Source organism: Cetobacterium somerae, from assembly GCF_022430525.1.
GTDB lineage: Bacteria > Fusobacteriota > Fusobacteriia > Fusobacteriales > Fusobacteriaceae > Cetobacterium_A.
Map to the genome: position 1 here is coordinate 668,427 of NZ_CP092520.1, position 24,725 is coordinate 693,151.

The window sequence follows — 24,725 nt, forward strand, 5'->3', positions numbered from 1 at the left end:
ATATTTTCTATTCGAAAATTATTCTTAATTCCTTCTAAAAAGTAAAATAAATAAACTTTTTAAAAGGAAAAATAAATGATTATTTGTATATTTAAGCTGAAAATGAAAAACATAAGCTTTATTATGGGAGGTAAGTTATGAAAAATTTATTTTTAAAAACACTTATAGGATCGTTGCTTATTGCAGGGGCATCTTATGCAGAGGAGTTTACACCTAATGGAAGTTTAGGATTTACTCAAACTTTTTATGGAAATGCAGGAAAGTATAAAACTGAATCTTCACATCCATCAGCTGTTTTAAACTATAATTTTGCAAAAGATTGGAATATAGCTCTACAGTGGGATAGAGTTTGGAATATGTATGATTATAATGGTGGAGAAAATCAGCAAAATAATAACTTTAGTGGACCAAAAGCTACATTGAGTTATGACCATGGTATGATAGAGAATTCAAAAATTAAATGGACATCATCTTTAATGGTAGAAAATGAAGCCGAATTTAATGGAACTAATCAAACTTATGTATTAGCTCAAACAGCATTTGATTTTTCTGAGTATATACCAAAAGGACAATATGTTCAGGCAACACAATTTGCAATATCACCAATGTATATCTATGGATGGAGTACAAAAGGGCCATCAGGTCATGTTAATACTGGTATCTTAAGTTTATTAACAAATTGGCAATTACCAGCTGATTTTACATTTACATTTAATGCATATGCATTTAGAGAGTGGTATAATGGAAGTTTTGAAATAGGAAATAGTAATCAGAGCTATGATACAGCAAACTATTTTATGATTTTAGCTTGGTTAGGTTACTCAAAAGAGCTGTACAAATTTAATGATCAAACATCATTAACATTTAACTTTACTGGAGGATTTGACCCATATATTTCATCTAACAGAAGTGCTGCATGGGATCCGTTCATTGTAGGAAACCAAATGTATGAGTGGTTAGGACCTGCAGTAGATAGTGGAAATTATAAAGATACTTATTCAGTATTTGCATTACCTCAATTAGAAGTAACTTATAATTATACTGATGATTTATCGTTCTCTGTTTTTGCACAAGTTAAGTACTCAAACCAAGTTTGGGGAAATACAGAGAAAGATTGGAAATTACAGCCACAAGGTGGAGTTAGTGTAACATACGATTTCTAAATTTAATATAGTTTTTAATAGTTAAAGAGCTATCATCTCTCAAAAGAGATAGCTCTTTTTTTTATTTTGATATATAATAAAAAATATAAAATTGGGGAGGTTTTTAATGAAAAAGATTAATAGTATTGTTATGTTTTTACTTTTATCTGCAACAATTTTAGCAGCGCCTTTAAAGGTTGGATTAATTTTAGCAATGGGAGGACTAGGTGATAAATCTTTTAATGATTCTGCTTATGCAGGGCTATTAAAAGCACAAAAAGATTTTGATATTGAAGTGAAATATGTAGAGCCAAACTCTTGGATGGAAGATGCTTACTTTTTAGAAGAGTACTCACAAAATGGATTTGATTTAATAATTGCGACATCTTATACAGCTCAAGATGCAATGGAAGATATAAGTACAAAGTTTCCAAATACAAAGTATGCAATAGTTGATACAAGAGCTAAAGAGGGAGCCAATATAGCATCATTAGTTTTTGATGAAAGTGAGGGATCATTTTTAGTTGGAGCAATAGCAGCTAAAATGAGTAAGACAGGAAAAGTTGGTTTTATAGGGGCTTTAGATATACCACTAATAAATAGATTTAAATCAGGTTACGAACAAGGAGCTAAATATGTAAATCCTGATATAGAAGTTATAACAACATATGTAGGAGGAGATGCACCGTTTAGTGATCCATTAAAAGGAAAAGAACATGCATATTCTTTAGCAAATCAAGGTATAGATGTGATATATCATGCATCAGGAAATACAGGAATAGGAATTTTAGAAGGAGTAAAAGAAAAGGGGATTTATGGTATTGGTGTAGACTGTGATCAAGATGATATAGTAAAGGGGCAGATTTTAACATCTATGTTAAAAAATGTAAATAATGCAATTTATAAAGTGATTGAAGATACTGTTAACGGAGAGTTCAAAGGACAAGTTTATAACTTTGGATTAAAAGAAAATGGTATAGGAACAACAGATTTTAAATACACAAAAGAAGTTATAGGAAGTGAGAATATAAAATTTGTTGAAAAGTTAAAAGAGGATATAATATCTGGAAAAATAAAGGTGAACTAATAATGGAGATACTTGTAATAGCAACGCATCCAAATATAAAAGAATCTAGGGTTAATAAAGTTTGGATAGAAAATTTAAAAAAAGAAAGTAATATAACAGTTAGGTTTTTAGACGAGATTTATGAAGATATTAAAAAAATTGATATAGAAAAAGAAAAAAAATTTTTAGAAAAAGCTGAAAGGGTTGTTTTCCAATTTCCTTTTTATTGGTACAGCATGCCGGCTTTAATGAGAGAGTATTTTGATAAAGTACTTCAGTTTGGATGGGCTTATGGACCAAGAGGAGATGCTTTAAAAGGAAAAGAGTTTTTAGTTGCTCTTTCTGTAGGAGCACCAGAGTACTCATATATGGGTGGAAGTTATAATAACTTTACAATAACTGAGTTATTGAGACCATTAGAAGCGACAGCAAATGCAATTCAAATGGTTTATTTACCATATTTTGCCCTTTTTGATATCCCTAGATTGTCTGATGATGATATAGTTGAATCAACAAGAAAGTATATAAAACATATTAATAATGAAGATATAAATCATAGAAAATTTTTAGAACGTTTAAAAAAAGAGAATAAAGAGAGTAGTTTTATAGACTTATAAAAAAAGGTCACTTTTAGAGTGGCCTTTTTTCATAGTTTATTTCCTTTTACTAATAACTTTGTTTGTCTAAAACAGGGGCTACAATAACTTCTTTTCCAACTACTACAGGCTCTACAACTACAACTTCTTCAACTACAGGCTCTGGCTGAGGTTCAGAACTAGAGCATCCAACGAAGAATAAACTAAAGAAAATACTTGCTAAAACAACTTTTTTCATAATTTTTGGCCTCCTTTAATATTCGAATTACCATAATATACTATAATTAAAAGAAACTTCTTTTTTTCTGAAAGAAAATTAATAAAGTTTTTCAAAAACAAGTTGTCTACTTGAAGGATTTTCTAAATTAGAGAAGGAAACACCGAGAAGTTTTATATTGTTTACTAAATCTAAAGAGTTTAAAATTTCGTCAAGCATTCCCTTTAAAATATCTTTATCATCACTTGGAATAAATCGAGTTTTAGAACGAGTTATAGTTTCTCTATTTTTAAAACGAACTTTTAAAGAGACGGTTTTAGTGAGAAGGTTTTTTCTTTGAAGTCTATTGTATGACCATTGGAAAAGAGCATCAACTTCTCTACTGATTTCCTCTTCTGAATCAAGAGGAATTCTAAATGTATTTTCATTTCCAATAGAGTGGATAGCTCTATTAAATTCAACTTCACGATGATCAATTCCACGACTATAGGTATAAAGCATTCCTCCACGAGAACTTCCATATTTTGCAACAAGTTCTTTTAATGAGAATGGGTAAATATCTTTAACAAAGTGAATATTATTTTTATTTAAAATTTTTTCAAACTGTTTTCCAACACCAGGAAGTTTTCTAATGTTTTTTTCTTTTATAAACTCAATAAATTCCTCTTCATTATTAAAAATATGTTGTCCTCCAGGTTTATTTATATCAGAAGCAATTTTAGCAGTTAATTTATTAGGACCAATTCCTACAGAACAGGTAAGTCCTGTAATTTCATAGATTCTTTTTCTAAAAAGTGTAGCAAAACTTTCTTTTGATTGAAATCTTGGAATAATATCAGTTATATCGATAAATCCTTCATCAAGAGCTATGAATTCTACCTTATGAGTAATTTTTAAAACAAGTTCGTGGATAATTTTAGATTCGTAAGCATATTTATCTTTATTTACAGGGAGGACAATAAGTTTAGGGCATAATCTTTTGGCATCTAAGGTATTCATGGCAGAGTGGATACCAAACTTACGAGCAGGATAGCTAGCAGTTGTAACAACGCCTCCAGCAACAACAATGGGCTTATCTTTATACTTTGGATTATCCCTAATCTCAATAGAAGCGTAAAAAGCGTCCATATCGTAGTGGCATATTAATTTCTTCATTTAGGCACCTCCTTATTTTATTGAATTCTTAGTATAATCAAGGGTTTTCTGCAGTTTATACATTTATCATAATTGTCATTATTTATCAATTTTATCATAATTTTTTTTATTTTGGTGACAAATTGGTGACAAAATCAGCATAGTAAATCAATAGCTTTTCTTAGCTCTTCAGTGTCTTTATGAGTATAGACATTTTCTGTAATAGAAAAGTCTGAGTGACCAATTAATTTAGTTATAGCACTTTGATTTGCGTTAGCATTGTTTAGTAAAGTTGCAAAAGTATGTCGAGTATCATGAATTGTATGAGGTTCAATATTTAATGATTTTAGCAGCTTCTGAAATCGAGGTTTAAAAGTAGAATAACTTAATTGATTAGTAGTTTCTCCTTTTAAAAAGTACTCTTGATCTTTTACCATATTGGTAACAAATAAATTGAAAATCTTTGAAGAAATTGGTATAATTCTAACACCAGCATCTGTTTTACTTTCTCTTATAGTAAGACATGAGTTATGCAGGTCGATATCTTCATTTTTTAAATTGAGAAGTTCACCTATTCTCATTCCAGTGTAGATGAGAATTAAAATTATATAGCAGTATTTAGAATCGAGATTTTCCCACAAAGTCTCGATTTCTTTTTTTGTAAATACTCTTCTTTCAATAACTTTTTCCTTTTTCCCAATCTCAATAAAGCTAACTCTATTGGAATCAATAAATTCGTTTTTTAAAGCAAAATCAAATATCATATTAAGAACACTTTTACATCCATTTTTAAAACTCCAAGAAGTTGTCATATTATCAAATAACTCTTGCAATTCAAACAATCTTATATCTGCTATGATTCTATCATGTAATGGTTCAAAAGCTCTCATTCTATAAATATGTGTACTTATAGTTGTTTTTTGTGTAACTTTTTTAGTGTATGCACTCCACCATAAATCTAAAATATTTTTAAAAGTTTTCTTACTATATAGTAATGGGTTTTTATTGTAGTTATATAAAGCTTCTTGAGCTTCTCTCTTCGTAGCAAATGTACCTATAGATTTTCTAATTTGTTTACCATCACTAGAAAACTCTATTGTAGCTCTAACATACCATGGTTTCCTTCTTTTTCCCTTTAATTTACAAATAGAACCACTTCCATTTGAATTTTTCATATAATTTCCTCCTAATTTATTAAAATAAAAAAGAGGGATATTTCACAATAATATGATACCCTCTTTAATTAAATTTATCAATCACAATTTGGATAGACTTCGTGAAATAATTTTTTACTAACTTTTCCAGATGAGATACATTCTTTATGGATCCCTTTTCTAATTGCCATATGATTAATTTCTTTAATCTTTCTATAAGCTGTAGATATTGAGACATTTAACATTATGCTCACTTCATTAACAGTGTATACTAAGCATTTTACTTCCATAGTTATTTCTCCTTATTTATTATCTTTAGTTGATTTATTATTCATATATTTTTAAATTTTGTTCCCTAATTGTTTAAGGTTTGTTCATTCTTTATCTTCCCAATTGTTGAAGTTATCACAATTTCTACATATAAGTGAAAATCTATTTTGACAGTTATCGCATATTTTAGCTTTTTGCCAAATTATTAATTTATCTCTTTTAAGTTCGTTTTCTTTAGTTGTCCAATATCTCATTGAAGCTAAAGTACATATTTTTATAAAATTGTCATTTGTTATCTTTTTAGCTTTTTTATTAGTTTGTGCTTCTCTAATGATTCTTAAAGGATAGTAAGTTTTTTCTAATGGAATCTTACCACTTTTATCTATTTGTATTTTTTTATTAACTATTATTATTCCGAATCTTTCTGGAATTAATTCTATACAATCTTCTAATTTTTCTGGTATTACATAGAAAGTTTTTTTTATATTATCACACTCATGAGAATGCTTCTTTTGAAAATCTTTTTTTAAATCTGATTTGCTAATTTTCAATTCAAACTCTATTAAATAATATGAGTTAGTAACAACAACTACATCACATTCATGGCTAACTACTCCACTATTTCTAGAAAGTTTTGTTGTTATTATTTTTGCCGAATTAAAATAGTGTTTATTGATAGCATATTCAAGTTCTTTTGTAGTCATATTTTCCCCTAGCTTAATTATATATTTTCATTTTAACGCTAAAACCAATAAATTTAACTTTAACTACAAGATATTTTAATTTTTTAGTATTCTTTATAAATTTATATCTAATCTGGTAATTTTTTACTTCTCTATTAATTCCTAGTCTTTTGATTATTTGATTTAGCCAATATTTATTATTTGGAAATTTTTCCATCATTTCACCTCTTAATATTTCTTAAAAATTTTTTCTATTAAATTTCTATTATCATGAATTTTATGAAAGTCTATAAAAATGTATTTGAATTGTTTTAAAAGGTTTACTTTTATTTCATTTTTATCATCTTTATAGACTAGACATTCGTTTATAATTAATATAAAATCAGACTTTAAAAATTTCTTTTCTTTATAATCATGAAAGAGTAGTTTCATTATCCCTCCATGCTCTTCCAATTTTTTAAATTTATTCCAACATACTTTTTATATGAATTTTCTTTCTTTTTAATAAACTCTATAATCTCTTTAAAATAGGTTTCTGTATAATCAATGATATAATCTATCTCTGTATTTAAATTTAAAATGATAGCTACAAATTTACAATATTGTTTATAGTATTCAATTAAAGTTTTTAATACTCTATAGTTCTCAGCAATATCTTTAAATTTCTTATCATGCTCTATTTCATAATTACGACTTACATAAAAGGCATTTAGTGTTAAATTAAAACCTTTCTCAACTTCAGAACAAGGTTTCCAACCTGAATACCTAACCAATGAGCTTGTAGCTTCAAGTAAAAGTATTAAATCAGTTTTTAATTTAGTCTTGCTGCTATACCAATACTTTTCAGCGTCTATTAACTTTAACTCAAGCATTTTCAAACATTGGAATAACTCTTTTATTCTATAGTTATAATTAATACCTAAGGTACTCATTAAATAAACAAACTCAGTACTAAGTTTTTCTCTTATCTTTTTAGCTCTAACTTTAAATAATTCAATAAACTCCATTTAGTAATCCTCCTATGATCTCTTTAACTCTTGATTTAATATATTAATTTGTTTTTCTATCTCTCTGACTTCTTTCCAAGCAATCTGACATTTAGCTTCATTAGTAGTTGCTCTACCTCCACGAATACCTCTTCTTGGAATGAGTTCCATTGTTTTTTCACTCCAACCTTCAGCTTTTTTTCTAGCTTTTAAAAGTTCCTTTTCCAACTTTTTTATCCTTTCAAAATAAGCTATTCTTATTGTTTTTTCAAAGAATTTATCTTCACTTAAACTAAGCATTTATTTATCCTCACTTTCATTATTTTCTTTAATTATAATTTTTGGTACTTGTACTTTTATATCTTCTTCCTTCTCTACTTTAATATCAGGAACAGTAACTTTTATATTGGGTATTTTGATATCTTTAATAATGTAACCTCCTAAAATTCCCACTTGATTTTTAGGAGTACACAGTATATAATAAGGTTCTCAGGCACTGTATTTATATACTGTGTTGCTCCTATGTACTTAGTTGCATGGGAGCTTTTTATTTTTATTCACTTTTTAGAAATTCACTAGCAGTTGTAACAGCTAAAACCTTTTTTAAAAGATGTGCATCTTTATCATTCCAGGATAATTCACCTTGAATATTGTAGTTAAGCTCAATAGTTTGATGTTCTTTAACCATAGAAGTTTTAATATATGGATTCCATGTATTAGGCTTTTGGCCACCACAGGTCCATTTAATTCTAGGATTTTCTGTTAATTTATTTAAAATTTTCTCTATATTTGTAGAATTAACATCTATAATAACTAGTTCTTTAATCATTGTTAATCCTCCATTCTCTTATCAGTTTCGACATCAATTATGTTTTCAAGAATCCTTAAATCTTTTTTAGTAAGAGTATCAAAATCAATTTTTAATTCACTAGCCTTTTTATTTATATTAAATTTAATTAAATCGGATTGTCTAAGGAGTTCTAATTTTTCTTCATTTGTTGCAAGTTCAACATTTCCTATAATTTTATTTTCTTCATTAGTATTATCAACGTATTCAATATTAATAGTTCCCTCTTCAGATATACTTTTAATAGAAGAACCATCAATTTGTAAAGCCTTTTGAACACTTACTGATAAAGCACCAAATTTACTTAAATTAAGTTTTAAAACTGTTTTTAAAGCCATTGAATCAAAGTTTTTACTCCAATTTGAACTACTATAACCTTTTTTTAAATCAGTTCCATAAGATTGACTATACTTCTCAGCATGGTTTTCAATTTGTTCTTTAGTCATATATAAAGTATTTCTAAATCCATTTGTAAATTCTATATAAGAGGCATAACCGATTGTTTTAGCTTCTAATCTTTGGTTTATATCCTCAATAAATTTAAAATTAAATTCACCAGTAAGTAGGTTATAATTTTCTAATTCACCTTCTTTTATCTCAATAGAGTTAATATATTTATATTGTCCACTTCTTAAAGCTAGTTGGATATAACCTTTATAACCCATTTGAAATTGAGCTTTATCTTTATAAGGAACTATATAAGCATAACCTAAATTCTTTTCTATCGGTAAATCTAGTGTTGCACTTGCTATTGCTGAATTGATAATAGATTGAGGTTCACAATCTTGAAGTTGTGGAGTTCCTTCTACTACTCCAACAATAGCCATCATAAAGTGTCCTGCCTTATCTCCTAGCAAACTTTTCATTTGTTTTCTTATTGCCTCAGTAGCAAGTAGAGATTTTAAAGCAGGAATTCCTGTTCCATTAATACCTGTACTTAAACTATTGCTGTTACTACCAACTAAATCATTTTTAACTCTTGCCATTTTTTAATCCTCCCTTAATTAAGCTACATATTTTGGTAATTCTTTGATATTAAATCTTTTAGAACCTCTTTTATCTATCTTCCAAGTTGCAATATATTCATTATTTATAATTAACTCTTCAGTTTGTAGTTCTAACATTTTCTTTTGAATTTCAGCCACAAAAGGTGTCATATCTTGTTCAACTTCTTTTAATTCCTTAGAAAGTTCTTTAGAAGTATCTTTTAAAGATGTATAGTCTTGGAATTTATTAATTTCAATTATTGGTGTAGTTTCTAGTTTATTGCTAAAGCCTTTAAACTCTTCTTTAAAGAAGCTACATTCAGCTTTACAACCATTTGATTTAGGTTCTGTATTTGTATCTAAGCAATTTTGAAACTCTATAGATAATTCATAAGCTTTTTCAATTAACTTACTATCAACATCTATTTCATAAACTTTAGTAAATCTATTATCTATAAAACCAACTAGAAAGCCTTTAGTTTTATTCAGTACTGCAAGTTGCTGTTGTACTTGTGCATAGTATTTATTAGGCACTTCATCTTTAGACCAATCATATGCTTGATAACTATTTCCTGTTTTTAATTCAACTGGATACCATTCGTTATTAATCTTAACCCAACTATCAGGAGTACAAGTCCATAAAGGATATTGAGGATTAGCTACTACTTGATTTCCTTTTCTAACCTCTTGAACATCAAGGTTAAATTCTCTTTTAAAAAGATCTGGAAGATTATTAATTATGAAATCTTCAGCATAATGTCCAAAGTTCATAGCAACCATACTTTCAAAGCTAAACTCTCTTTTATATTGTCCTTTTCTTTCTAAATACATAAGTAATGGACTATTATAATTATCAGGTCTATCGATAAAACCATTTCTCCAAGCGTAATCAACCATTAGTATAGAAACGTCAGTAGCTCCTATTCTTCTATGATTTAACCATTCACCTTCTCCACTACATTCTCCAGTGAATAACACTTCTGAATCATGTAATTTTGGTGATAATTCTTCTAAAAGAGATATAAGTTCAGCTTTTTTCAACTTACTATATCCTTTAGCACCTAAAGTTTTTAATTGTTCTTTTAATTCTTTTACTGTTAATTTCTCATTCATGAGTAAAACCTCCGTTTTTTAAGTCTTGATTACATACTCAATTTTCATCGGGGGATTATATAAGATAGTCGGGGGTATATCTTATTTGATTGAGTATGTAATTAAAACCTAAAGGTTAGTGAGCCTATTTTATAAGGCTCACATTGTATTTTGTGCCTTCTCTTTTATATTCTTCTCTCATTTCTAGTAAGCAATCATCACATAAGTTCATGTGCCAGCCTTTCATAAATTCATCTATAAGTATCCATTTGGCCTTATGTTCTCCACATTCACACATAATGTCATTATCTTTTTTTAAAAGTTTTAAATCTTTGATTAATAAGTTTGTTTCTAATTCTAAAAGCTCTACTCCTAACATATTTCCTCCTACATAATTCTCATTATTATTACTTCAACAGTAAGTACCATCAATCCAATTATTGTTAATTCAGCTATTACTTTCATTAAATCCCCCACATCCTTGCATAAACTTCAAGTCTTGCTAAACATTCGTTATAAGTTCCAATCAATATAATTCCATTAATTTCAAATTTCCATAATCCATTTTTTAAATTTTTAATAATCATATACCCTCCTTGTTATAACTAAAAAAAAGTTATAACAGATATTAAAAAATATTAATAACTTAATTTCAGTTATATAATATAACTATTTTTTGGTTATGTCAATAATTATTTTAACATTTTGTTAAAATTTCTTTTAACATATCTTTCGTTTTATAGTATAATTAATCAAAAAGCATGGAGGAATGGAGAAATGTTAACAACAGGAGAAATCTTAAAAAATAAAAGAGAAGAAAAAGGCCTTTCAGCTTCAAGATTAGCTGAGAATTTGAATGTTTCTCAACCATATGTAACAGCAATAGAGAATAACACTAAAAGACCAAGTAAAGATTATTTACAGAATATATATAATGAGTTTTTATTTACAAATGATGAAAAAATAGCAATAGAAGAGTATGAAAAGTTTAGACGTTTGCCGATTGATATACAAGAGAAGTTAATTTTTTTGGAAAAAAATAACCAAAAAAAAGTAATACAATCAAATTTAAAACCATTAAGTGAAGAAGACTTTATTGAAATGCCTGTAAAAGCAAAAGCTTCTGCAGGGAATGGATATATTAATTTTGAGGATACGCTATATACAAGATTAATTAGAAGAGGTAATTTTTGTCAAGATTGTTATTTAATTGAAGTAGCAGGAAATTCAATGGAACCATTAATTCAAGATGGGTCATTCGTTATAGTAGATCCACATCAAACTGAATATATTGCAAATAAGATATATGTTGTTAAAGTTGGAGAAGAAACTTTTGTAAAAAGAATTCTTATAAAAGAGGAGGCTCAAGTAATGATATTAAAAAGTGTAAATACAGATTATGATGATGTTTATATAGCTGGTAAAGAGTTAGAAAATGTAAAATTATTAGGAAGAGCAATAAAATTTGTTTACGAGGGAAATTTATAAAATAAGGAGGAAATTATGGATTTATATCAAGAATGGCAAGAAAAAATAAAAAATATATCTACTAATAATTTTAGTATATCTATCGGTGAACTAGTAACAAGGTATAGTCAAGAACAAAAAAGAATAGTAATTAATCCTGCTTATCAAAGGCATTATCGTTGGACAAACGAGCAAAAAAGTAATTTTATAGAATCGTTACTTTTAGGATATCCGATACCACCTATTTTTATGTACAGAGACACTGTTCATGGATTTTGGGAAGTTATTGATGGGCTACAGAGATTAGCAACAATTTATGAATTTATAGGTGTGTTAGAAGAAAGTTTTCCAAGAAAGGAAAAATTAAAAAAATTAAAAAGAACTAGTATTTTTAGAACACTAGAAGATAAAACGTGGGAAGATTTTAAGAAATCAAATTTAGATTTTATATTAGAAACACAAACATTACAAGTAACTGTTTTAGATAATAAAAGTGATATTGAAAATAAATATGAAATTTTTAGAAGACTAAATTCCTCTTCAACAGTTCTTTCAGCTCAAGAGATAAGAAATGCAACATTATATGAATCAGCTCCGGCAGTCTATGAACATATAGAAAAACAAATAAAAAGATTAGATTTTACTTTTTTGAGTGCACAAGATTTTATAGAAAGAAAAGATATGGAATTATTTTTAGAATTTCTATTATTAAGCAATTTATTAAAAAATCAATATCAAGATAATGATGCAGCAAATTTTTCAGAAGCTTTAAATAAATTTTCATTATCTTTAGATAGTGAGGAGTTAGAAGAAGGATTTATTCAATTTTCTAAATTTATAAATGATTGTGGAAAATGTCAATTTAAATATACAAAGGATGAAAAACCTCAAGGGGCTTTTATAAATGCATACTTTGAAATTATATCAAGTCTTTATATTCTTTCAGAAGATGGAAAAGTAGAAGATGAAGAAATAAAAGAAATTTTATCTAAAAAATACAGTGAATGGCAAACAGAGATAGGAGTAAATAACCCAAGTGCTCTTAACAGAATGAGAATGGCTATGAAATATGCAAAGGATTATAGAAATGTTAGATAAAAAAAAAGTTATTAATGATTTAAAGTTTTTGATAAAATATTCAAAAGAAACAATGGAAAATCAGCATAAGTCAGAAACAGAGAAAGGATTAGTAATACTTACTTCTTATGTTGCTGCAAATTCTTTGTATGAAAAATTTTCTCTATTAATATTAGAGGATATTTTAAAAAACTATAATCAAGATTTAAGAAAACTTTCTAAAAAAATATTTTTGCTTAAATATAGAAATGGTAAAAAATTAAATAATCTTTCTATAAAAGATATTGATGTTTTTATAAACGGGATAAAAACTGAAAGAATGAGTAGTGATTTTAAAAATGATCATAAATCTTTAAAGGATATTTCAAATTTATTTGAATTTTTAAAGCAAAGTGAAGAAACTAAAAAAGTTATTGATAAAATATTATTGAAAAGAAGATTAACTTTTTTAGGTTTACAGGAACAATTGCAAGATGATTATAAAGATACAAGAACGAGAGTTGTTCATGGAGATTATAAAGATATAAAAACACTATATTATTTATATAGAGGTAAGTATTTAGATTTTTTAATTAATATTTACATAGCTATGAAAATAATGATGTATTCAGAACATCTATAGACATTAGTTAAAAATTGGTGTATAATATAAAGATATGAAAATTGAACGAAGGAGAATTTTTTTATGGATTTTTCGAAGATATTACAAACTTATTTTGAATTAATTGATAATTTTTTTGAAAATAAAAATATGGATTTTATAAAAGAAAACTCTCAATACTTTACACCAATAAATATAGTTGATAAAATGTTAGAAGATTTAGAAATCCAAAATTTAGAAAGAGTAAAGATACTAGATCCAGCATGTGGTTGTGGGATACTTTTAATAAAATTATTAGAAAGATTATTAGATTCAAAAAAAATAAAAATAATAGAAATTGATGCATACGATATTGATTACGAAGCATTAAATATAACTAAGAAAATAATTAATGATATAGCTGCTTTAGCAAAAATAAAAATAAAAATAAATCTTTATGATATGGATTTTTTAAAAGTAAATATTGAAAGAAAATATAACTATATAATATCAAATCCTCCATATAAAAAGACCAATAAAGATTTAGTAGAACAAGATTTAACTTTTTTAATAAATGGACAACCAAATTTATACCATTTGTTTATAGGGAAATCATTAAAACTATTAGAAAAAAAAGGAAAGTATATATTAGTATCTCCGAAAAACTATCTTTCTGGAAAGTATACTGAAAAATTAAGAGAATTTATTTTAAAAAAATTTTCAATAACAAAATTGCATACTTTCAATGAAAGAAGTCAAATTTTTGGGGGAGAAATTATACAAGAAGTATGTATTTCGCATATAGAAAATATAAAAAAAGACGATGTGATTGTATCGTATAATGGTAATGAAAAAATAGTATTAAATATGAATAAGTTGATATTAGATGCTGATAAATTTATAATAATGACGCCAAGAAATTTAGAAGACGTAAAAGTTATTGAACTATTTAATAATATTAAAGACAAGAGTATTGGTAATGAATTATTTATGAGAGTAGGAAAAGTTGTACAGTTTCGTGTCCATGATAGAGAAAATTCTTTAATAGAGGAAGAGTTTAATGAAATTGAAAATGAAGTTCCACTACTAGTATACCGTCATATTAATGAAGGAAAAATAAATTATAGACAAATACAGGAAAAAAATAAAAATAGAGCAATAACATTAAAGAATAATATCAAGAATCAATCTATTTTGGTAAAAAATAGCAATTATGTTATTTTAAGAAAAAATATAGAAAAGAAAAACAAAAAAATAATAATGCCAGTTTTATATTTAAAAAATTTAGAATGTGATAAATTGGGAATTGATAATAATCTTTCATATTTTACAAATATTAATGATAATTTAAGTATGGAGGAGGCAGTAGGAATTTTTTGTATAATAAATTCGGAGCAATTTGATACTTATTATAGAATGATAAATAGTAGCCATACTTTAAATGTATATGAGTTAGAATCAATGAAATTCCCACCATTAAGTACAATAAAGAGAATTGGAGAAAAATATAGCAAATTAGATTTAACTGTAAAGTTATGTACAGATATAGTTAAAAATGAGCTATTGGAAAAAAGATTCTAATATGAGTCATCGAAAAAGTAATTTTTTAATTAAAATTGAATTTAAATTTTTTAAGAACCCTTGATTCATAAGGGTTCTTTTTGATTTAAAATTTTAATTTTTCGATGATTTTAAGGTTTTTCAGTGCCCTCTTATTAAGAATACTTTTTTATATTATAACAAATTATTTTTTTATTCTCATTCTTTTTTCTTTTAGTAGAGCTTTAGTATTTTCATGAGTTTCAAGTAATAGATTATATAAATCTAACTTAAGTGAATTATTTTCCAATAAATCAGGAACTTCAAATTTTAAATCTCTTAAAGAATAATTTGCAGTAAAAATAATATTTTTTGATTCAACATTAATGGTATCATAAGTAGATAATGTAAAAAAATTGTCACTAAATTTATTAACTAAAATATTTTCTAAAGTTTCTCTAAAAAGAAGATATTCTTGCTTAATATACCTTTTATTTGTAAAACCAACTTTTGAAGCTAAAGAAATTATATCGTCACTATTTAAAGGGAGCTTGTTCCAAATTTTAAATTTAGTATAATAATAAGTTTCATTTGGAAAAGTATGAATAATTTTTTCAATTAGATTTTTTGATTTTGTAGCAAAAGCATAAGAAAGCAAGGAATTTAAGCTATAGTTTTGAAAAGATGAGTTATCGTATACTTTTCTTAACTCAATTATCATATCAAAAGCATCAGTTCTATTCTCTAAAAATAAGAATCGTTCAAGACCATAATAAAAAATAAAAACGTACCCTATACAAATTTCACTATTTTTTAAAGGATTTGTTAGCCATTTTAAATAAATTCCTTTTTCTTCAGGTGTAAGAGAGTGATAACTAGGAAAATATCCAATTTCATTTAATGGAGTTACTGAAGATGTGATATTAATAGAAGAAAATACAGAAATAAGACTAGGTTCTTCTGGACCAAAGCTAGAAGTGATAGTTATTTCTAAATCTTCATATGTAAAATTAAATTTTTCTTCATTATTATAAAAAAAATTTTTAAAAGGTCCATCTTCAAACCATAAAAGAGATATAATATGCTTAGGTATATTAAAATTTTCAGAAATAGAAAAAATATTAGATGAACTGTAAGGAATACTAGCTTCATTATCAGTAGACTTTTTAATGTTTTTTGGTATTAAAGTGCTTTCAATTGGTTTTAAAGATAATTCTTTTTTTATTCTTTCATTTTCATCATAGTTTTTAATGCTATTTGAAGCGAAAAATTTTTTAATAAAATTAAACACAAGATTGCCTCCTAAGTAAAAAATATTTAAAAATTTTTATTATATATATAAAATACTATATCAAAAATAATAAAATGTCAAAAAAGTTAAAAAAAATATTTACATAACTAAAAAATAGTTATATAATTTTTAGGAGGTGATATTTATGGAAAATGGAGAAAGAATATACGAGCATTTAAAAAATGAAATGAAAAAACAAAAAATAAATCAATCAGATATAGCCAATACTTTAGGAATGACAAGAGCTAATATAAGTATGATTTTTTCAAGAATGAAGAAAAATAAAATAAGTTATAAAAATACAATAAAAATAGCAAAAATTTTAGGTTTAAACCCTAAAAATTTTTTTTAGATAATCCATAACCTTTCAAAGGTTATGGGAATGCCTACTTAATGTAGGCGTTTAATTGATACTCTTAACCCATAGCCAAGAACCTAAGGGTTGAGGGTAGCAATTAAATATAAAAATAAGAATGGAAGGTTCTTGGCAGGCCTTTCATCAGGAGGTAACAAAATGAGAGCAATAAAAAAAGAAGATTTAGAAAATATAAATTTTTATCAAACACCTAAATGGTTATTTAACTTATTACTTGAGGGGAAAATTACTCCAGGAGCATACTGTCTTTATATGCTTATGTATGATAGAACAAGACTATCTTCAAAGAACAATTGGATAGATGAAGAAGGAGAAGTTTTTATTATATACTCTTGGGATTCAATGAGAGAAGATAGAAAAGTAAAATCAAATAATCAGATAAAAAGAGATCTTGATAAATTATATGAATTAGGATTATTACAAGTTAAACGTAAATATAGAGATTCTAATCTTTATTATCTAAATATCTATTCTGAAAAAGAAGAAAGTGAGATTACACAAATTGTAGAATCTAACTTAGAAGAAAAAGCAGAATTACACAATTTGTGTGAGTCAGATTCTACAAAGTGTGTTAGTGAGATTACACAATTTGTAGAGGCTAATAATAATAACTTTATTAATAATAATTTAATAATAACTACTACTAACCAAGATAATATAAATTATAAAGACCAAGATACTAACCAACCTGAAAAAGCTAGTAGTAGTTCTTTTGAAAAAAATATAAAAGAGATTAAAAAATATTTGCTTGAGAACGTAAAAGATATACCAACTTGTAAAAATATCATGTTCTTAGTTGAAAATATAGGTCTACCTCTTGAAAGAATCAAAGAGGTTGTTAATTATGCAACTAAATCTCAAAAAGGAATTGGCTTTATCTACAAGGCTTTAGAAGAGAATTGGACATTGAAAGATATAACATATTCAACTGAAAAGAATATCAGTACTACACCTACAGCAAGAGGACATAAGTTTAATTCTGAAGCTATAGACAGCACAATAGAAGCTAAGGAAGCTAAAGAGGAATATACATCTAAGATTGATAGATTGCAAGGGATATATCAAGTTTTAAGTGATACAGAAAAGAAAAAAATTGATGATGAAGCATATCAATTAGCTGTAGAACAATATGGACCAACTGTTGCTAAAATTATGGCAAGAACTAAAACTAAGTTTGAAATTTTAGAAAAGTATTATTTATTGGAAAAAGGAGCTTAGTTATGGAGAAAACTAAGAGACTAAGAAAAAGTGGAATTACTTATAAAAAATCTCAAAGTAAAATAAAGCAGAGATTTAAGAAATTGGAAACTTTGGTTTATGTTAATTTTAATTTATCCAATAAAGAACTCGCAGAAAAGATAGGTATTTCAGAAAAAGAGTTTTATCGAGGTAAATATAATCTTGTAGCAAATGATTTAAAAATTAAATACAAACAACAAAGTTTATTTTAGTTAAAAAGGAGTAGTATTTATGAAGAATAAATATATTTGTAAAAAATGTAATAAATTTATAGCTAGTAGAAGTGATGATGGAGAAATAAATATAAATCCAAAATCTAAAAAAATATCCTTGAAAGGAAAAGAATTTAGAATAGTTTGTAAATGTGGAGAAAGTCATAAAATTCAGTTTTAAAAAATATTTTTATATAGTATAATATAATGGGTTAACGATTTAAGACAGCTTCCCTCTTACCTTAAGCAAAATTTTGAGGTATAATATATCATAAAATAAACTAGGAGGATGAGGTTGTGGCTAGAAAATCATATTCACCAGAATTTAAATTTGCAGTTGTTTTGGAAGCACTTAAAGAAAGAAAAACTCTTCAAGAAATCGCTTCAGAACATCATATTGCACCTTCTCAAATATCTCGTTGGGTAGATGAGTTTAAATCGGCGGGTATCTCTGTTTTTTCTAAAGATATGTCTAGCTCTAAAAAGATTGAACTTCTTGAAGAGCAACAACATGAGCTTTATGCTAAAATTGGTAAACTTAGCTCTGAGAACGATTGGTTAAAAAAAAAGCTCGAGAGATAGCTGATTTATTAGGTAATCCAGTTTCTTTAATCGAAGAAAACCTTTATTTTAGCATCTCAGAACAATGTAGAATATTTGGCGCTAGTCGAAGCTCATACTATTACGCTCCTAGGCCTAAAGTTGATATTCAGGTTCAATTAAAAGAAAAAATAAAGGAACAATACAGTCTAGATCCTTCAGCGGGTTCTAGACGTATTACTGCAGCTTTGAATAGAGCTGGAATACCTGTAAAAAGATCAGTCATTAGAAGACTCATGAGGCAGCTAAACCTTAAAGGAATTGCACCTAAAAGAAATTTAAGTAAACCTAAAGCTGGAGCGCAGAAATTCCCTTACCTTTTGAGAAATCTAAAGATTGAAAAGCCTAATGCAGTATGGTCAACTGATATTACGTATTTAAAAACACCAACAGGTTTTATGTATTTAACTGCAATAATTGATGTTTATAGTCGTAAAATACTAACTTGGGAATTGTCAAACAGTATGTCTAAAGATTTCTGCATTAATTGTTACAAAGAAGCAGTAAAAACTTATGGTTCACCAGAAATATTAAATACGGATCAAGGTAGTCAATATACAAGTAATGAGTTTATCGAAACAGTGCTTTCATCAGGCGCTTTATTAAGTATGGATGGAAAAGGCCGTTGTTTAGACAATGTCTGGATAGAAAGATTTTGGAGAACAATTAAATATGATTATTTATATCTTTACGAGCATAAAACAACACTGGAATTATACAAAGGAATCCAATCATATTTAAATTTTTACAACTCAGAAAGAGGACATAGTTCTTTAGGATATTCTACTCCAAATGAAGCTTTTGAATTATCAACTTTTGAGTACAAAAAAATTGCTTAGGTTTTAAGAGAAACTGTTTGACAAAAGAGCCCACCATATAATTTCCTATTAGGAGGAGGTTATATGAAAGAAAATTTTTTAGGAATCTTTATAATAATTTTATTAAATATCATTATTTTGGGTATTTTTAAAAGAGAGTTAAATATAAAATATAAAATAAAAAAATTATTTGAAAATCAAGAAAAAATATATTTTATTTTTTTAATATTAAGTCTATTTTTTTTTCAAAATTTTATAGAAAAAGAATTAAATATTTTAGAAAATAATATTTTAATAAAAGAAATTGAAAAATACTTAAATAGTGACAGAGTATTATACGTATATTTAGGTATAGTTTCGTTCCTATTAGCTATTTATATTTATTGTATGGGAATAGAAAATTCGTTTAAAAAATATGTAGTAATTTATTTAATAGGGAAAGGAACAATATTATATTTAACACTAATAATTTTATTGCTATATTTATTTAAAATTTCAAATTTACTTATTTTATCACTATTATTATTAACGTTTTATGAGTTATATAAAATAATAGATTTGGTATTTTTTGTAACTAGTCCAACTAGATTTGTTAATGAATTTAGAAATATTATATATAAATTTAGAGAGAATAACGAAAAGTTAGGATTGAAAGATTTATATTATGAGTTGAAGCAAAATATTATGTTAGCTTTAAGAGAAGAAAATTATATAGGATATCAAGAAGGTTTAAGAATTTATATAAAATTATTAAAAAATGGATTCTTAGAACCGAGAAGTTTAAAAAAAAATGATGTATCTCCAAAAGAAGAAAGTCAAAATGTGTTACAAGATCAAGAACCACAAGTTGGTGAAGAGAATGTGTTTTTTTCAAAAATTGAAAAAACAGCTATTAAAGATGTTGAAAAAAGTGAACAGGAAGAAAGTATTGAATTTGTTTATTTAATGTATAAGCATCTTTTGAAAAAACCTAATGATGAATTTTATAAAGAATTAGAAACTACAACTATACAATTAGCTGAGTATTTTTTAGAAAGAAACTTAGAGTATGCTAAAATATACTATAATTTTTTATTAGAAAGATACAAATATGTATTATTAAAGGAAAATGCTGAATTAGAATTTGGATTTTTGTCGGGATATTTGTATTTAAATAATATTAACCAAGAACAGAAAATTGTGGTTTATAGTTCACTTATAAATTTAATTAATGAGATAATTAAAAAGGATAGAGAAAAAGATTATACCATTATCAAAGTATATTTTCAAAAATTATTAGATGATTTAAATTGCGATAAAATTGATGTATACGTGAATATGCTATTATTGTATTTATTGAAAAATAATAATAAGGAAAATTGGGATGAAAACTTAGAAGAAAGATTTACTTATGTAGATATTAAAATTTTACAAGATATATTTATAGAAAATAAAAAGTATGAACAGAAATTTGATATTTATAAGTTTGATTTCACAGAACCAAATATATTGGGATATTGTGATTATGAGGATAAAAAATTAGACTTAAAAGTTATGATTATGAAGTTTTTGAATGAGAATATGGATGATCTGACAGAAGAGTTCATTTTAGAATATTATGATAAAATAGAATGGATTGCTAAAGAGAATAATTTTAAAAAGATAGAAAAACAACTTCTTAATTTAGAAGAAAAAATTAAAGAAAGGAAAGCAATTAAATTAAGTAAGATAAGATTAACAAAAGAAAAGATAGAGAATTATTATTTAGAATTAAGTACTTATAAATCAAATTGTTATCAATTCCTTTTTAAATATTTATGTAAAAATGAAGAAAATGTAATAAAAGTGGATAAAAAAATAGATGAGTGGAGAAAAAAAGCAAAAGGTTACAATGTTTTATTTCAAAATGATATAGTTTTAGATATTGGAATAGCACAGCAATATATGAACTTATTGGATGAATATTTTGTAATAAATTCATACTTACAAATTGCTATTGAATTAAAGTATATGGAAGTTAATAAAAAAATTAACTTTGAAAAATATTGGTGCTTATTTGTCCATAAGGATGATTATTCAAAAGTGGTTGATTTAGTAAAAAATAAGAAAATAAAGATATATGTATTAAAAAATTATAATGGATTAAAAAATCCAATATTGATATCAATGAAATCAATAGCATTTGTTCTTGAATATTTACCAGAAGATTATAAAAATAATGAAAGTACATATATTCAAATAGAAACTCTTGAGGAGAGTAATAATCAAAAATTATTAGAATTAATACCAGAAGATAGTATTGAAAATAAAAAATTAAGATTAAAAGGTTCGAGTTTATTAAAAATTTATAAAAATATAGAAATATGTTTTGAAAATAATGTAGAAGTTTATAAATTAACAGAATTGCCTTAAAAATCTAATGAATAAAAATTAAATATGATGCAAAGACTTAATAAAGAGTTAGGGTTTACTGTGAAGTAAATCTTAGCTCTTTTATTTTTTGTAAAAATATAAATAACTGACTTTTTTAATAAAAATGTCAGTAGATAAATTTGGGAAACAAAAAAGCTTCTTAGTCCCCGACCTTCTAAGAAGCTTTTTCCCCACTAAATCCCAGACATATGAAAAAGTAAGATAATATTTAATTACTATATAAAATTAGAAAAATCAAATTTATTTAGGAGAGATAACATGAAAGAAACAGATATTCAAGCAGCAATAATAACTTATTTAGGTATATTAGAGAATCAAGGTAAAATTTGGTTTAGTCGATTAAATAACATTCCACCAGTTAATAAGGGAACTGATGGGAAAATGGTTTTCAGGAAACTTCCTAGAGGTTGTAAGAAAGGTATTCCAGATATTTTGATTATATCTAAGGGGAGAACTATTGCTATGGAAGTTAAAACACCTATAGGAAAGCAAAGTAAAGAGCAAAAATTAGTAGAAGAGAGTTTTAAAAAACAGGGCCAAGAATACCATGTAGTTAGATCATTAGAAGAGGCTATAAAGGTAGTTGGTCATGTAGTGTAGTAGGAGGGGGAATGAAACCAATAGAAGGATATACTATAAAAGATAGTGTTACTCATAAAAAAGAGAGGTCTGTAAAAATAGCTTTGTTAGAAGATTTAAGAACTATATTGGCTACTGAATTGGAATTAGAAATCTGGAGAAGGAGAAATAAATTTAATCATTCTCATGACAAAATAGCTAAAGATTTAGGGATAACATATCAAGCTTCTATTGATAGCATTAAACGATTAAATCGAAGAGTAAAAAAGAATCTAATAAAGTTAAAAATAAGAGGAAGTAACTTTTTTTAAGGTTACTTTTTTAATACTGAAGTTATGGAGGATATATGCAAGAACTAAAATTTAAAATTGATTCACAAAGAGAAGTAGTAATAATGGACATTGAGAAACTAATTGATAATCCCAATAATGTTAAAATTCATACTCAGGAACAGATAGAGCTAATAAAGAAGAGTATAGATAAATTAGGTTTTAATAGTATTGTAGTTATTGATGAAGAGAACATGATACTAGCAGGTCATGGAAGAGTATTAGCACTAAAAGAAACAGGAGAAAAGACAGTTCCATGTTTAAAGATTAGTAATCTAAGTGAAGAAGAAAAGTTACAAATAATGATGATGGATAATACTTCAGTTTTAATGACTGGTATAGATGAAGAAATGGCAAAACTAGTTATTGAAAAATTAGAACTAGCAGAAGCAGATTTAGAATTAACAGGATTATCTTTAGAGAAAATAAGTGAGTTAAAAATAGAGGATTTAGACATTCCAGAAGTTTTAGCTATAGACAAACAACAGAATGAAATATCAAGAGAAACATCTTTAAAACTAACTTTTGGAACTAGGAAGGTTATTATAACTGATGAAGAGTTAGAAAGATTAGAAGCTAAATATAAAGAGTATATAAATGAAATGGGAGTTGACTTTGGTTTTGTATCATATCTTTTAGGAGCTGATGCATAAAATGGAATTTATAAGAGAAATAGAGATAGATAAATTAAAACCTGCTGATTATAACCCTAGAAAGATTAATGAGAAAGCCTTTAAATTGCTTCAGGAAAGTTTAAAGATGTTTGGAGTATTAAAACCAGTTATTGTAAATGGAAGTAAGAATATACTAACAGCAGGACACCAAAGAACTAAAGCTATGAAAGCTATTGGTTTAAAAACTTGTCCTGCGATAAGAATAAAAGATGTATCTATCCAGGATGAAATTAGATTCAACTTATTTCATAATAGTATCGAAACAAATAAAACTAATGTAACTATAAAAGATCCACAAAATATTGAACTAGAAAATTTCACTTTTGTTGATTGTATGCATGTAAATTTTAAAGAAAATAAAAATGCTGCAGTTGTAAAAGAAATTTCTAGACTTATTTCAAAGTATGGAGAATGGGGAAGTATAGTTATTGATGAAGAAGGAAATATAATACAAAATTCTGACTATGCTATTGCCTGTAAATTGCTAAATAAGAGGGTGTTGGTGTATAAATTGTCAAATGATAAGGTAAAAGCTTTTTTAAGGTATATGAGCGTAGATTATGGGGAATATAATTATGAAGCTCTAGGAATAAAAACTTATAATCAACATAATTGTCAAATGAATAGATTAAGAGGTGGAATAAAGGATAATAAATCATCTTTATATGAAGGGTATGTTTTAAAGAATATCTCTAAAGATGAAAGAGGGGTAGATTTTGGAGCAGGACAATGTGATTATGCATCTAAGTTATCAAAGTTAGGTTATAAACTACTTCCATATGAGCCACACTTTAAATTTAAGGGCCAAGAAGCTATAGATATTAGAGAAGTAGTAAAGATGATATTAAAGCTTGAAATGGATATTAAGCAGAATGGATTATATGATTATGTAGTGTTGGATAGTGTTATAAATTCAATAACATCTAATAATTTTGAAAAGTATGTATTAACTACTTGTAATGCTTTATTAAAGGAGAATGGGAGTTTATATATAGGAACTAGAAATAAAGGTCAAATTGATTCAACTCTAAATAGTAGTAGATGTATTGAGAAGGTTAGAAGTTTAGAATTTTTAGATAAAGATAATTTCTCAGCTACTTTTAGAAATGGAGTTTGGACACTTCAAAAGTTTCATACAAAGGAATCATTAAAAGAGGTTTGTTTAAAATATTTTAATGATGTTGAAACTATGGGAAGTGGAAGTCAAATATATGCTATTTGTAGAAATCCAAAAAGATTAGCTAAGGATGATTATGTAGAAGCTTTGAATATTGAGTTTAATATGGAATATCCAAATGGTTACAAGCATAATAAACATGAGAAGTTAATAAGTGAGATTTTAAAGAGCAAGTAATTTGC

General features: G+C 26.2%; 33 protein-coding genes. 18 read left to right on the forward strand and 15 right to left on the reverse strand.

Annotated features, from left to right (window positions below; genetic code table 11):
* Positions 1-137: 137 nt before the first annotated feature.
* The 3 genes from MKD34_RS12155 to MKD34_RS12165 all read left to right on the forward strand — a co-directional run bounded on the left by MKD34_RS12155 (position 138) and on the right by MKD34_RS12165 (position 2,825).
* Positions 138-1,163, forward strand: coding sequence for a FomA family porin-like outer membrane protein (locus MKD34_RS12155; protein WP_240220734.1), 1,026 nt, complete (start codon positions 138-140; stop codon positions 1,161-1,163).
* A gap of 106 nt (positions 1,164-1,269) precedes the next feature.
* Complete coding sequence (locus MKD34_RS12160; protein ID WP_240220736.1) at positions 1,270-2,229, forward strand: BMP family lipoprotein; 960 nt, start codon at positions 1,270-1,272, stop codon at positions 2,227-2,229.
* A 2-nt stretch (positions 2,230-2,231) separates the two neighbouring features.
* Positions 2,232-2,825 carry an NAD(P)H-dependent oxidoreductase gene (locus tag MKD34_RS12165; protein WP_240220738.1) on the forward strand — a complete coding sequence of 198 codons (594 nt, stop codon included), beginning with the start codon at positions 2,232-2,234 and terminating at the stop codon, positions 2,823-2,825.
* A 49-nt stretch (positions 2,826-2,874) separates the two neighbouring features.
* Here the strand turns inward: MKD34_RS12165 and MKD34_RS12170 are convergent, their stop codons facing one another.
* From MKD34_RS12170 to MKD34_RS14105, 14 genes are all read right to left on the reverse strand, one after another.
* On the reverse strand, positions 2,875-3,042 hold the full coding sequence (locus tag MKD34_RS12170; RefSeq protein WP_240220740.1) for a hypothetical protein: 168 nt from the start codon (positions 3,040-3,042) through the stop codon (positions 2,875-2,877).
* A 78-nt stretch (positions 3,043-3,120) separates the two neighbouring features.
* Positions 3,121-4,176, reverse strand: coding sequence for a DNA polymerase IV (dinB, locus tag MKD34_RS12175; RefSeq protein WP_240220741.1), 1,056 nt, complete (start codon positions 4,174-4,176; stop codon positions 3,121-3,123).
* A 134-nt stretch (positions 4,177-4,310) separates the two neighbouring features.
* Positions 4,311-5,330 (reverse strand): site-specific integrase, encoded by a 1,020-nt coding sequence (locus MKD34_RS12180; RefSeq protein WP_240220743.1) that lies wholly within the window; start codon positions 5,328-5,330, stop codon positions 4,311-4,313.
* A gap of 77 nt (positions 5,331-5,407) precedes the next feature.
* Positions 5,408-5,599, reverse strand: a complete 192-nt coding sequence (locus tag MKD34_RS12185; RefSeq protein WP_240220745.1) for a helix-turn-helix domain-containing protein — start codon at positions 5,597-5,599, stop codon at positions 5,408-5,410.
* 84 nt (positions 5,600-5,683) lie between these two features.
* On the reverse strand, positions 5,684-6,283 hold the full coding sequence (locus tag MKD34_RS12190) for a hypothetical protein (RefSeq protein ID WP_240220747.1): 600 nt from the start codon (positions 6,281-6,283) through the stop codon (positions 5,684-5,686).
* Between the two features lie 13 nt (positions 6,284-6,296).
* The gene (locus MKD34_RS12195) at positions 6,297-6,482 is read right to left on the reverse strand and encodes a hypothetical protein (protein ID WP_240220749.1); all 186 of its coding nucleotides are present in this window, start codon (positions 6,480-6,482) and stop codon (positions 6,297-6,299) included.
* Between the two features lie 8 nt (positions 6,483-6,490).
* Entirely contained in the window at positions 6,491-6,694 is a 204-nt protein-coding gene (locus tag MKD34_RS12200) for a hypothetical protein (protein WP_240220751.1), read from the reverse strand.
* Complete coding sequence (locus tag MKD34_RS12205; protein ID WP_240220753.1) at positions 6,694-7,269, reverse strand: hypothetical protein; 576 nt, start codon at positions 7,267-7,269, stop codon at positions 6,694-6,696. The genes MKD34_RS12200 and MKD34_RS12205 overlap by 1 nt, the downstream gene beginning before the upstream one ends.
* A 12-nt stretch (positions 7,270-7,281) precedes the next feature.
* Entirely contained in the window at positions 7,282-7,548 is a 267-nt protein-coding gene (locus MKD34_RS12210) for a hypothetical protein (protein WP_240220755.1), read from the reverse strand.
* 253 nt (positions 7,549-7,801) lie between these two features.
* Entirely contained in the window at positions 7,802-8,077 is a 276-nt protein-coding gene (locus tag MKD34_RS12215; RefSeq protein ID WP_240220757.1) for a hypothetical protein, read from the reverse strand.
* A 2-nt stretch (positions 8,078-8,079) separates the two neighbouring features.
* Positions 8,080-9,081 carry a recombinase RecT gene (locus tag MKD34_RS12220; protein ID WP_240220759.1) on the reverse strand — a complete coding sequence of 334 codons (1,002 nt, stop codon included), beginning with the start codon at positions 9,079-9,081 and terminating at the stop codon, positions 8,080-8,082.
* Between the two features lie 18 nt (positions 9,082-9,099).
* A complete protein-coding gene (locus MKD34_RS12225; RefSeq protein WP_240220761.1) occupies positions 9,100-10,194 on the reverse strand; it encodes a YqaJ viral recombinase family protein in 1,095 nt (364 codons plus the stop codon).
* A gap of 124 nt (positions 10,195-10,318) precedes the next feature.
* Positions 10,319-10,552: a hypothetical protein gene (locus MKD34_RS12230; RefSeq protein ID WP_240220763.1), complete on the reverse strand. Its 234-nt coding sequence runs from the start codon at positions 10,550-10,552 to the stop codon at positions 10,319-10,321.
* Between the two features lie 85 nt (positions 10,553-10,637).
* Positions 10,638-10,760, reverse strand: coding sequence for a hypothetical protein (locus MKD34_RS14105; protein ID WP_282441581.1), 123 nt, complete (start codon positions 10,758-10,760; stop codon positions 10,638-10,640).
* A gap of 190 nt (positions 10,761-10,950) precedes the next feature.
* On the opposite strand from MKD34_RS14105, the gene MKD34_RS12235 reads away from it, so the two are divergent.
* The 4 genes from MKD34_RS12235 to MKD34_RS12250 all read left to right on the forward strand — a co-directional run bounded on the left by MKD34_RS12235 (position 10,951) and on the right by MKD34_RS12250 (position 14,878).
* Positions 10,951-11,661 (forward strand): XRE family transcriptional regulator, encoded by a 711-nt coding sequence (locus MKD34_RS12235; RefSeq protein WP_240220764.1) that lies wholly within the window; start codon positions 10,951-10,953, stop codon positions 11,659-11,661.
* A gap of 15 nt (positions 11,662-11,676) precedes the next feature.
* Entirely contained in the window at positions 11,677-12,738 is a 1,062-nt protein-coding gene (locus tag MKD34_RS12240; protein ID WP_240220766.1) for a GmrSD restriction endonuclease domain-containing protein, read from the forward strand.
* Complete coding sequence (locus tag MKD34_RS12245; RefSeq protein ID WP_240220768.1) at positions 12,728-13,339, forward strand: hypothetical protein; 612 nt, start codon at positions 12,728-12,730, stop codon at positions 13,337-13,339. Before MKD34_RS12240 ends, MKD34_RS12245 begins: the two co-directional genes overlap by 11 nt.
* Before the next feature lie 63 nt (positions 13,340-13,402).
* A complete protein-coding gene (locus tag MKD34_RS12250; protein WP_240220770.1) occupies positions 13,403-14,878 on the forward strand; it encodes an Eco57I restriction-modification methylase domain-containing protein in 1,476 nt (491 codons plus the stop codon).
* Between the two features lie 163 nt (positions 14,879-15,041).
* Here MKD34_RS12250 and MKD34_RS12255 read toward each other — a convergent pair whose 3' ends face one another.
* Positions 15,042-16,127, reverse strand: a complete 1,086-nt coding sequence (locus tag MKD34_RS12255; protein WP_240220772.1) for a TerB N-terminal domain-containing protein — start codon at positions 16,125-16,127, stop codon at positions 15,042-15,044.
* Between the two features lie 145 nt (positions 16,128-16,272).
* Between MKD34_RS12255 and MKD34_RS12260 the strand changes: the two genes are divergently transcribed.
* The 11 genes from MKD34_RS12260 (at position 16,273) to MKD34_RS12310 (ending at position 24,720) form a co-directional block, all read left to right on the forward strand.
* Positions 16,273-16,479, forward strand: coding sequence for a helix-turn-helix domain-containing protein (locus tag MKD34_RS12260; protein WP_240220774.1), 207 nt, complete (start codon positions 16,273-16,275; stop codon positions 16,477-16,479).
* 162 nt (positions 16,480-16,641) lie between these two features.
* On the forward strand, positions 16,642-17,721 hold the full coding sequence (locus tag MKD34_RS12265; RefSeq protein WP_240220782.1) for a replication initiator protein A: 1,080 nt from the start codon (positions 16,642-16,644) through the stop codon (positions 17,719-17,721).
* 2 nt (positions 17,722-17,723) lie between these two features.
* The gene (locus MKD34_RS12270; protein ID WP_240220784.1) at positions 17,724-17,954 is read left to right on the forward strand and encodes a hypothetical protein; all 231 of its coding nucleotides are present in this window, start codon (positions 17,724-17,726) and stop codon (positions 17,952-17,954) included.
* 19 nt (positions 17,955-17,973) lie between these two features.
* The gene (locus tag MKD34_RS12275) at positions 17,974-18,135 is read left to right on the forward strand and encodes a hypothetical protein (RefSeq protein ID WP_240220786.1); all 162 of its coding nucleotides are present in this window, start codon (positions 17,974-17,976) and stop codon (positions 18,133-18,135) included.
* 116 nt (positions 18,136-18,251) lie between these two features.
* Positions 18,252-18,536, forward strand: coding sequence for a transposase (locus MKD34_RS12280; RefSeq protein ID WP_240219283.1), 285 nt, complete (start codon positions 18,252-18,254; stop codon positions 18,534-18,536).
* On the forward strand, positions 18,509-19,393 hold the full coding sequence (locus MKD34_RS12285) for an IS3 family transposase (RefSeq protein WP_240219284.1): 885 nt from the start codon (positions 18,509-18,511) through the stop codon (positions 19,391-19,393). Before MKD34_RS12280 ends, MKD34_RS12285 begins: the two co-directional genes overlap by 28 nt.
* A gap of 63 nt (positions 19,394-19,456) precedes the next feature.
* Positions 19,457-21,763: a hypothetical protein gene (locus MKD34_RS12290; protein ID WP_240220788.1), complete on the forward strand. Its 2,307-nt coding sequence runs from the start codon at positions 19,457-19,459 to the stop codon at positions 21,761-21,763.
* A 279-nt stretch (positions 21,764-22,042) separates the two neighbouring features.
* A complete protein-coding gene (locus MKD34_RS12295; protein WP_240220790.1) occupies positions 22,043-22,384 on the forward strand; it encodes a VRR-NUC domain-containing protein in 342 nt (113 codons plus the stop codon).
* An 11-nt stretch (positions 22,385-22,395) separates the two neighbouring features.
* Entirely contained in the window at positions 22,396-22,674 is a 279-nt protein-coding gene (locus MKD34_RS12300; protein WP_240220792.1) for a hypothetical protein, read from the forward strand.
* Positions 22,675-22,709: 35 nt separating this feature from the next.
* A complete protein-coding gene (locus MKD34_RS12305; RefSeq protein ID WP_240220801.1) occupies positions 22,710-23,345 on the forward strand; it encodes a ParB/Srx family N-terminal domain-containing protein in 636 nt (211 codons plus the stop codon).
* A 1-nt stretch (position 23,346) separates the two neighbouring features.
* Positions 23,347-24,720 (forward strand): ParB N-terminal domain-containing protein, encoded by a 1,374-nt coding sequence (locus MKD34_RS12310; protein ID WP_240220803.1) that lies wholly within the window; start codon positions 23,347-23,349, stop codon positions 24,718-24,720.
* Positions 24,721-24,725 lie beyond the last annotated feature (5 nt).